The sequence below is a fragment of the Streptomyces sp. NPDC088124 genome (assembly GCF_040685895.1).
GTDB lineage: Bacteria > Actinomycetota > Actinomycetes > Streptomycetales > Streptomycetaceae > Streptomyces.
Genome location: NZ_JBFBJB010000117.1, coordinates 1 through 7,390, shown reverse-complemented (window position 1 = coordinate 7,390; position 7,390 = coordinate 1). Strand labels below are relative to the sequence as shown.

The window sequence follows — 7,390 nt, the reverse complement described above, 5'->3', positions numbered from 1 at the left end:
GCGGGGGGTGGGGTGGCGGAGCCCGCCGGGGGCGGCGGGGCGGTTTGGGCGCCGGGCCGCACCGTCCGTACTCCGCTCCCCATGGGGTATTTCGGGCTGATGTGCGATGGCTCATACCGGAGCGGGACGCTCTGTGGGCAACTTTGTCAACTGCCCACCCCGGATGACCGCTTGGCGACTACCGTGTGTGCTCGGTGATCAACGGAGGGATCGTCCGGCATGCGCCGGTCCTGCCGCCACGCCATGAACCAGAAGACCGCCGCCGCACCAGCACCAGCACGATGCCGATCCTGGGGCCCCAGTACCGAGGACACAGATGTCTCACCTACGCGCACCTGTCGCGCGGCCGGAGCGCCGGGAGGGCGGACGGCACGGCCGGCCGGGCCCCCGCGTGCTCTCCGCCGCGGCCCGGGCGGACGCGGCGACCCCGCAGGACGTCCGCATACGGCCCCAACTCCTCCGTGCCGAACTCCTGCGCACCGCCGTCCTGCCCGCGATAGTCGCCGCACTGAGCGGCGCCGCGGCCGTGGTGCTCGTCCTGCGCTCCACCACGGTGGAACCCACCGCCCCGGTCTGGACGGCCCTGTTGGGCACCGCGCTGCTCGCCTTCGCCGCCGTCGCCGCGGCGGCCCTGGGGGCGGAGCGCACCGCGCGGACCGTCCTCGGCCGGTGCACCGCGCTACGCCGCTCCAGCGCGCGCGGGCAGGCCGAACTGCGCGACGTCGTCGAGCGGCTCAGGCGCGGTGAACGGGTGCCCGCGCCCCCCGCGCCGCCCACCGGCCACGGCCACGGCGGTGACGAGTTCGACCTGCTCGCGGCCGAACTCGGCCGCTCGCGCGAGGCCGCCGTCGGCGCGGTGATCCAGGCGTCGCGGCTCTCCGGCAGTATCGGTGACGAACAGAAGGTGGAGGTCTTCGTCAATCTGGCCCGGCGCCTCCAGTCCCTCGTCCACCGCGAGATCCAGTTGCTGGACGACCTGGAGAACGAGGTCGAGGACCCCGAGCTGCTGAAAGGTCTCTTCCAGGTCGACCATCTCGCGACCCGGATCCGCCGGCACGCCGAGAACCTGGCCGTCCTCGGCGGGGCGATCTCCCGGCGCCAGTGGAGCAGGCCGGTCACGCTGACCGAGGTCCTGCGCTCGGCGATCGCCGAGGTCGAGCAGTATCCGCGGGTCAAGCTCGTGCCGCCGATCGACGGCACCCTGCGCGGCCACGCCGTCGCCGATGTCATCCACCTGCTGGCCGAACTGGTCGAGAACGCCACGCTGTTCTCGTCCCCGCACACCCAAGTGCTGCTGCGCGCCCAGCAGGTGACGGCGGGGCTGGCGATCGAGGTGGAGGACCGGGGACTCGGCCTGCACGTCACCGAGCAGCGGAAGATGAACGCGCTGCTCGCCGACCCCGACCAGGTCAATGTCGCGCACCTCCTCCAGGACGGACGGATCGGCCTCTTCGTGGTTGCCGCACTGGCGCGCAGGCACGGGATCGCGGTCCGGCTCCAGACCAACATCTACGGCGGGATCCAGGCCGTACTGGTGCTGCCGCAGACGCTCCTCGGCGCCGACCCGGACCACGCCACGCCCCCGGACCACGCCGGGCACCCCGCCCCCACGGAGCGGCCGGGCTCTCCCGTACAAGGGGCTTCCGTACAAGGGACTTCCGCGCAAGGGGCGCCCGCGCATGTGCCCCCCGCGCAGGGGAGCGGTCAGCTCCCCGTCGAGCGGCAGGCGTACGCGGCCCCGCCTCCGCCGCGCCAGGAGCCCGCGCCCGCCGCGCCGTCCCCGGTGCCCCCCGGCGGGCCCGCGCCGCTGCCCGTACGGAGCGCCCGCGCCGAGCGGCCCACCCCGGCCGACGCCCGCCCCGGAGCCCGCCACGCGGCGCGCCCCGAGCCGCCGCCCGCCCCCGTGATCCCGGTCGGCCCCCTGGTCGATCCCACCGGTGACGGCATGGTCCGCTCGACCGCGAGCCGGCCCCGGCTGCCCCGGCGCCGCGGGCAGGAGCACCTCGTACCGCAGCTACGGGACGCCCCCGCGCCGCCGCCCGCCGGTGAGCCCGCGCTCCACGACCCCGGTCTGATGGCCGCCTTCCGGCGGGGCATCGGCCTCGCCGAGTCCCAGCCCGCAACGCGCCCCATGGAAGCGGCGCCACCCGCTCCGGAACCGCCGGAATCACCGCGCCACGACACCACCCCCAAGGAGTAGACACACCATGGCGAGCGATGTGCCGACCGGCCATGTCACCGACCTGGACTGGCTGTTGAGCGGCCTGGTCCAGCGAGTCCCGTACACCCGCAGCGCGGTGCTGCTCTCCGCCGACGGTCTGGTGAGATCCCTGCACGGGCTGGACCCCGACAGCGCGGACCACATGGCGGCGCTCTCCTCCGGCCTCTACTCGCTGGGCCGCAGCGCCGGGATCCGCTTCGGCGACGGCGGTGAGGTCCGGCAGGTCGTGGTGGAACTCGACTCCACCCTCCTCTTCGTCTCCACAGCGGGATCCGGTACCTGCCTCGCCGTGCTGGCCGGCCGGGAGGCCGACGCCGCGGTCCTCGGCTACGAGATGGCGATGCTGGTCAAGAGCGTTCGGCCGTATCTGGCGACGCCACTGCGGCACGAGGCCGGTGTCTCACCGAGCGGCACGGTGCACTGACCGTGCCGCTCTCCACGGACGGGCCCTGGCTCGACGACGCGGCGGGCCGGCTCATCCGCCCGTACACCGTGAGCGGCGGCCGGACCAGACCGACGGCCGCCCTGGACCTGCTGACACTGGTGATCTCCACCGGGACGGCGCCGCAGCCGCACCTCGGACCCGAACACACCCAGGCCGTCGGCCTGTGCGCGGGGCCGACCTCCGTCGCGGAGATCGCAGCGCAGCTCCGGCTCCCCGTGACGGTGGCCAAGATCCTCCTCTCCGATCTGGTGGAGTGCGGGGCGATCACCGCACGGCCGCCGGACAGCTTCGACCACCCCACCGACCGTTTCCTGCTGGAGGCAGTGCTCGATGGTCTACGACGACAGCTCTGACCCCTGTTCCGCCGCCCAGCCCTTTCCCACCGCGCTGAAGGTCCTTGTCGCGGGCGGGTTCGGCGTCGGCAAGACGACCTTCGTGGGCGCGGTCAGCGAGATCGCGCCGCTCAGCACGGAGGAGCTGCTGACCCAGGTCAGCGCCGCGACCGACGATCTGACAGGCGTCGAGACGAAGACGTCGACGACGGTCGCGATGGACTTCGGCCGGCTGACGCTCGACGAACGCCATGTGCTGTACCTCTTCGGCACGCCCGGACAGGAACGCTTCTGGTTCATGTGGGACGAACTGTCCCGGGGAGCGCTCGGCGCGATCGTCCTCGCCGACACCCGGCGGCTCGAATACTCCTTCTCCGCGGTGGACTTCTTCGAACAGCGGGGCATCGGATTCGTCGTCGCCGTCAACGAGTTCGACGGTTCGTACCGTTACGAACCGGAGGAGGTGCGGGCCGCGATAGACCTCAGGCCGGAGGTGCCGATCGTGCTCTGCGACGCGCGTATCGCCAGTTCCGGCATCCGCACACTGGTCACGCTCGTCCAGCATCTGCTCACCTCGTTCCCGGCGCCCGCTCCGTCCCCGGCCCCGTTCGCGCTGCCGCCGCCGTCCCCGACGGTCTTCGCGCCCGCGCCCGCACCGGAGCTCGCCGAATGAGGCGGTCGTCCGCGCCCACCCCGAGTGCCGGAGAACGCGGATGAGATACGACCCGATCGCCCGGCTGCTGCTCACCCCGGTGGACCAGGAGGCCCCCGAACGCGTGCTCCGGCTGCGCGGACTCGGCCTCGGCGACCGCCCGGAACCGGCGCTCGACGCCTTCGCCCAGCAGATGGCACAGCTGACGGGTGCCCCGTACGCGATGGTCAACTTCCTCGACGAGCAACGGCAGTTCTTCGCCGGGCTGCACACCCCGCCGGGCGGCACCGGGCAGCGGGTCAAGTCCCGTGACCACGGCTACTGCCCCTATGTCGTGGTACGGCGCAAGGCGCTGGTCCTGGAGGACGTCCGCGACTTCCCCCGGTTCGCCGGGAACGCGCTCGTGGACGAGACCGGCATCCGCTCCTACCTCGGGGCGCCCCTCATCGACCGTACGGGACTGGCGCTCGGCACCGTCTGCGTGGCCGACACCGAACCACGGCGCTGGGGGCGGACCGGGCTCGACACCATCAAGTCCTGCGCGGCGCAACTGATGTCGCAGATCCACCGCCGGGAGGACGGCCTGGCCTGATCCACAGGACAGACCCCAACCTCGGGACAGCCTCTTGACCACAGGGACGGGCAGTCACTAGCGTGACGGATCAATCCTGGCGGAAAGCGCTTTCCGGCTCGGTCCCAGAGTCAGGGCCATATGTCGGCCGAAGCGGTTGGCGGCAGGTTCCCGAAGTATCCCCGAGGCGCGGCGCACGTGACAACTACCTGGTTGCCCCGAGGAGTTCACCGTGAGCCAGAGCGTCCTGCCCGCCCCTCCCCCTCCCTCGCCGCAGCGCCTCAGGCCGGGCGCCGGGGAGCGGATCGCCCGCGCCGTCGAGGCCGGTAAACGTCCCGTCGCGCTGCTGGTCGGCTGCGGTGTGCTCTGGTGGGCGATCGCCGCCGCCGAACTGGTCGAGCCGTATCTCGTCCCCTCGCCCGGCGCCACCCTCGACGTACTGACGGGGAAGGCGGGTTACCTCTGGCACCACACCTGGGTGACGACGTACGAGACACTGCTCGGCTTTCTCATCGCCGCCGTGGTCGGAGTGTTCGCGGCGGTGGTGATGGTCCGCTCGTCGACCGTGGAGCGGACTCTCTACCCCCTGCTGCTCTTCGCCCAGGTGGTGCCGAAGATCGCCGTCGCACCGCTGTTCGTGGTCTGGCTCGGCTTCGGGATCACCCCGAAGATCCTGATCGCGGTCCTCATCGCCTTCTTCCCCGTGGTGATCTCCATGGTGACCGGTCTCAAGGCGGTCGACCCGGAGATGCTCCAGCTCTCCGCGACGATGGGCGCGAAACCCTGGCAGACCTTTGTCAAGATCCGCTTTCCGGCCTCGCTGCCCCATCTCTTCTCCGGGCTCAAGGTCGCCGTGACCCTCGCGGTGACGGGGGCGGTCGTCGGAGAGTTCGTCGGCGCGAACGAGGGGCTGGGCTATGTGATCCTCCAGGCGAACGGCAATCTCGACACCCCGATGCTCTTCGCGGGGCTCCTCGTCATGTCGCTGATCGGTGTCGTCCTCTTCGCGCTGGTCGAGGCCGCCGAGAGGCTGCTGCTGCCCTGGCACGCGAGCCGCCGGGACACCGACGTCACCACCACCTACTGAGCCACGGGACACACCGCGCACGACAGGCACGGCGCACCGCACGTACTGAGCACGACAGGCACGGCGCACCACACGTACCGCGTACCGCACGTACTGAGCACGACTCGACCCCGTTCCGGGAAGGGCCACGCCATGCACCCGCGCAGACTCCTGATCGGTTTCGTACCACTGCTCCTGATCGCCGCCACCGCCTGTGGCGAGGACGGCGCGGGGACCTCCACCAGCGACTCGGGCAAGAAGCTCGACGAGGTCACCCTGACGCTCAACTGGTATCCGTACGGCGAACACGCGCCGTTCTACTACGGCAAGCAACGGAAGATCTTCGAGAAGCACGGCATCGATCTGACGATCAGGGCCGGCCAGGGTTCGCAGAAGACCGTGCAGGCGACCGCCGCCGGACAGACCGACTTCGGCTGGGCCGACACCCCCGCCGTGCTCAGCGGGGTGGACCAGGGCGTCCGGGTGAAGAGCCTCGGGGTCTTCCTCCAGACGACGCCGTCGTCCGTGCAGTTCTTCGAGAGCGAGAACGTCACCACCCCCGCCGACCTCAAGGGCAAGACCATCGCGGGCACGGCGGGCGACGCGCTCACCAAGACCTTCCCGATCTTCCTGGAGAAGAACGGGCTGAAGGAGTCGGACGTCACGATCCAGAACACCGACCCGGCGGGCAAGATCGCCGCGGTGATCTCGGGCAAGACGGACGCGCTGCTCGGCTACGCCAGCGACCAGGGCCCGACCATGAAGGACAAGGCCAAGAAGGAGGTCTCGTACCTCCGCTTCTCCGATCACGGCCTCAACTTCTACTCCAACGGGCTGATCGCCGGGCAGCGGATCCTCGCCGAGCGCGGCGACCTGGCCCGGCGCATGGTGCGGGCCGTCAGCGAGTCGTGGGCGGCGGCCGAGAAGGCGCCGGATCCCGCCGTCGCCGCGATGGACGGCGCCTCGGAGCAACTGCCGCCCAAGAACGTCCTGTCGGAGCAGTTCGCCACGACGGTGACCCTGCTGCACACCGACGCGACGCGCGGCGCAGCCCCGGGCGTCAACACCGAGGGCGACTGGCGGCGGACCATCGACATCTTCGCGCAGGCCGGGCTGGTGAAGAGCCCGAAGGCCGTACAGGAGTACTGGGACAGCGGCACGGCGCTGAAGGGATAGGGCGGAACACACCATGGCCAGGAACGCGAAGCTCCAGGATCCGGCGGCGCGGCAGGACGGCGCGCACCACACCACCTTGCCCCCGGGCGCGCCCGCGGTCCGCCTGGGCGAGGTGGCCGTCCGGTTCCGTACGAAGAAGCGCGAGGTCACCGCCTTGCAGGAGGTCTCGCTCGATGTGGCGCCCGGGGAGTTCGTCGCCCTCGTCGGGCCCTCCGGCTGTGGCAAGTCCACACTGCTGAAACTGGTGGCGGGCCTGCTGACCGCGTCCGAGGGCGCCGTACAGCTGCACGGCCGGCCGGTCGAGGGGCCGCGGCACGACATCGGTTACGTGTTCCAGCGCGCCGCCCTGCTGGAGTGGCGCACCGCCCGCCGCAACATCCTGCTCCAGGCGGAGATCCGGCGGACGGACGCCGCCGCGGCCCGCGAGCGGGCGGACGAACTCATCGCGATGACCGGGCTCACCGGCTTCGAGGACGCGTATCCGCACGAACTCTCCGGGGGCATGCAGCAGCGCGTCGCGCTCTGCCGGGCGCTGCTCCACGCGCCGCCCGTGCTGCTGATGGACGAGCCGTTCGGCGCGCTCGACGCGCTGACGCGGGAGCAGCTCAACATGGAGCTGAACCGGATCTGGCGCGAGACCGGCACCACCGTGCTCCTCGTGACCCACTCCATCTCGGAAGCGGTCTATCTCGCCCAGCGGGTGGTGGTGATGAGCCCGCGCCCCGGCACCATCACGGAGATCATCGACGTGGGGCTGCCGGCGGAACGGGAGTACACGGAAACGCTGGGGCGCCCCGAGTTCCGCGCGGCGACGGCCAGGGTCCGGGGACTGCTGGGGGCGGCTTCCGCCCAGGAGTGACGCGCCACGACGGCGGGATCCCGGCGCACTGTCCCCTCCCTTCCCTCTCTCTCCACTCCCCTAGCCCC

The 7,390-nt window shown here is 71.5% G+C and carries 8 protein-coding genes; all 8 read left to right on the top strand.

Features of this window, described 5'->3' with window-relative positions; genetic code table 11:
• Positions 1–316: 316 nt before the first annotated feature.
• The 8 genes from AB0P17_RS42925 to AB0P17_RS42890 all read left to right on the top strand — a co-directional run bounded on the left by AB0P17_RS42925 (position 317) and on the right by AB0P17_RS42890 (position 7,322).
• The gene (locus AB0P17_RS42925; RefSeq protein WP_365820521.1) at positions 317–2,200 is read left to right on the top strand and encodes an ATP-binding protein; all 1,884 of its coding nucleotides are present in this window, start codon (positions 317–319) and stop codon (positions 2,198–2,200) included.
• A 7-nt stretch (positions 2,201–2,207) separates the two neighbouring features.
• Complete coding sequence (locus tag AB0P17_RS42920; protein ID WP_365820519.1) at positions 2,208–2,645, top strand: roadblock/LC7 domain-containing protein; 438 nt, start codon at positions 2,208–2,210, stop codon at positions 2,643–2,645.
• Positions 2,646–2,647: 2 nt separating this feature from the next.
• Positions 2,648–3,019: a DUF742 domain-containing protein gene (locus AB0P17_RS42915; RefSeq protein ID WP_365820517.1), complete on the top strand. Its 372-nt coding sequence runs from the start codon at positions 2,648–2,650 to the stop codon at positions 3,017–3,019.
• Positions 2,997–3,671 carry an ATP/GTP-binding protein gene (locus AB0P17_RS42910; protein ID WP_365820515.1) on the top strand — a complete coding sequence of 225 codons (675 nt, stop codon included), beginning with the start codon at positions 2,997–2,999 and terminating at the stop codon, positions 3,669–3,671. Before AB0P17_RS42915 ends, AB0P17_RS42910 begins: the two co-directional genes overlap by 23 nt.
• A 40-nt stretch (positions 3,672–3,711) precedes the next feature.
• On the top strand, positions 3,712–4,242 hold the full coding sequence (locus tag AB0P17_RS42905; protein ID WP_365820513.1) for a GAF domain-containing protein: 531 nt from the start codon (positions 3,712–3,714) through the stop codon (positions 4,240–4,242).
• A gap of 211 nt (positions 4,243–4,453) precedes the next feature.
• Complete coding sequence (locus AB0P17_RS42900) at positions 4,454–5,308, top strand: ABC transporter permease (protein WP_365820511.1); 855 nt, start codon at positions 4,454–4,456, stop codon at positions 5,306–5,308.
• 132 nt (positions 5,309–5,440) lie between these two features.
• Positions 5,441–6,463, top strand: coding sequence for an ABC transporter substrate-binding protein (locus AB0P17_RS42895; protein WP_365820509.1), 1,023 nt, complete (start codon positions 5,441–5,443; stop codon positions 6,461–6,463).
• Positions 6,464–6,476: 13 nt separating this feature from the next.
• A complete protein-coding gene (locus tag AB0P17_RS42890; protein ID WP_365820507.1) occupies positions 6,477–7,322 on the top strand; it encodes an ABC transporter ATP-binding protein in 846 nt (281 codons plus the stop codon).
• The last annotated feature ends 68 nt before the right edge of the window (positions 7,323–7,390 follow it).

Excerpts from the sequence above, each read along its gene's own strand:
- AB0P17_RS42925 (WP_365820521.1), top strand. The coding sequence starts at position 317 with ATGTCTCACCTACGCGCACCTGTCGCGCGGCCGGAGCGCCGGGAGGGC.
- AB0P17_RS42920 (WP_365820519.1), top strand. The coding sequence starts at position 2,208 with ATGGCGAGCGATGTGCCGACCGGCCATGTCACCGACCTGGACTGGCTG.
- AB0P17_RS42910 (WP_365820515.1), top strand. The coding sequence starts at position 2,997 with ATGGTCTACGACGACAGCTCTGACCCCTGTTCCGCCGCCCAGCCCTTT.
- AB0P17_RS42905 (WP_365820513.1), top strand. The coding sequence starts at position 3,712 with ATGAGATACGACCCGATCGCCCGGCTGCTGCTCACCCCGGTGGACCAG.
- AB0P17_RS42895 (WP_365820509.1), top strand. The coding sequence starts at position 5,441 with ATGCACCCGCGCAGACTCCTGATCGGTTTCGTACCACTGCTCCTGATC.
- AB0P17_RS42890 (WP_365820507.1), top strand. The coding sequence starts at position 6,477 with ATGGCCAGGAACGCGAAGCTCCAGGATCCGGCGGCGCGGCAGGACGGC.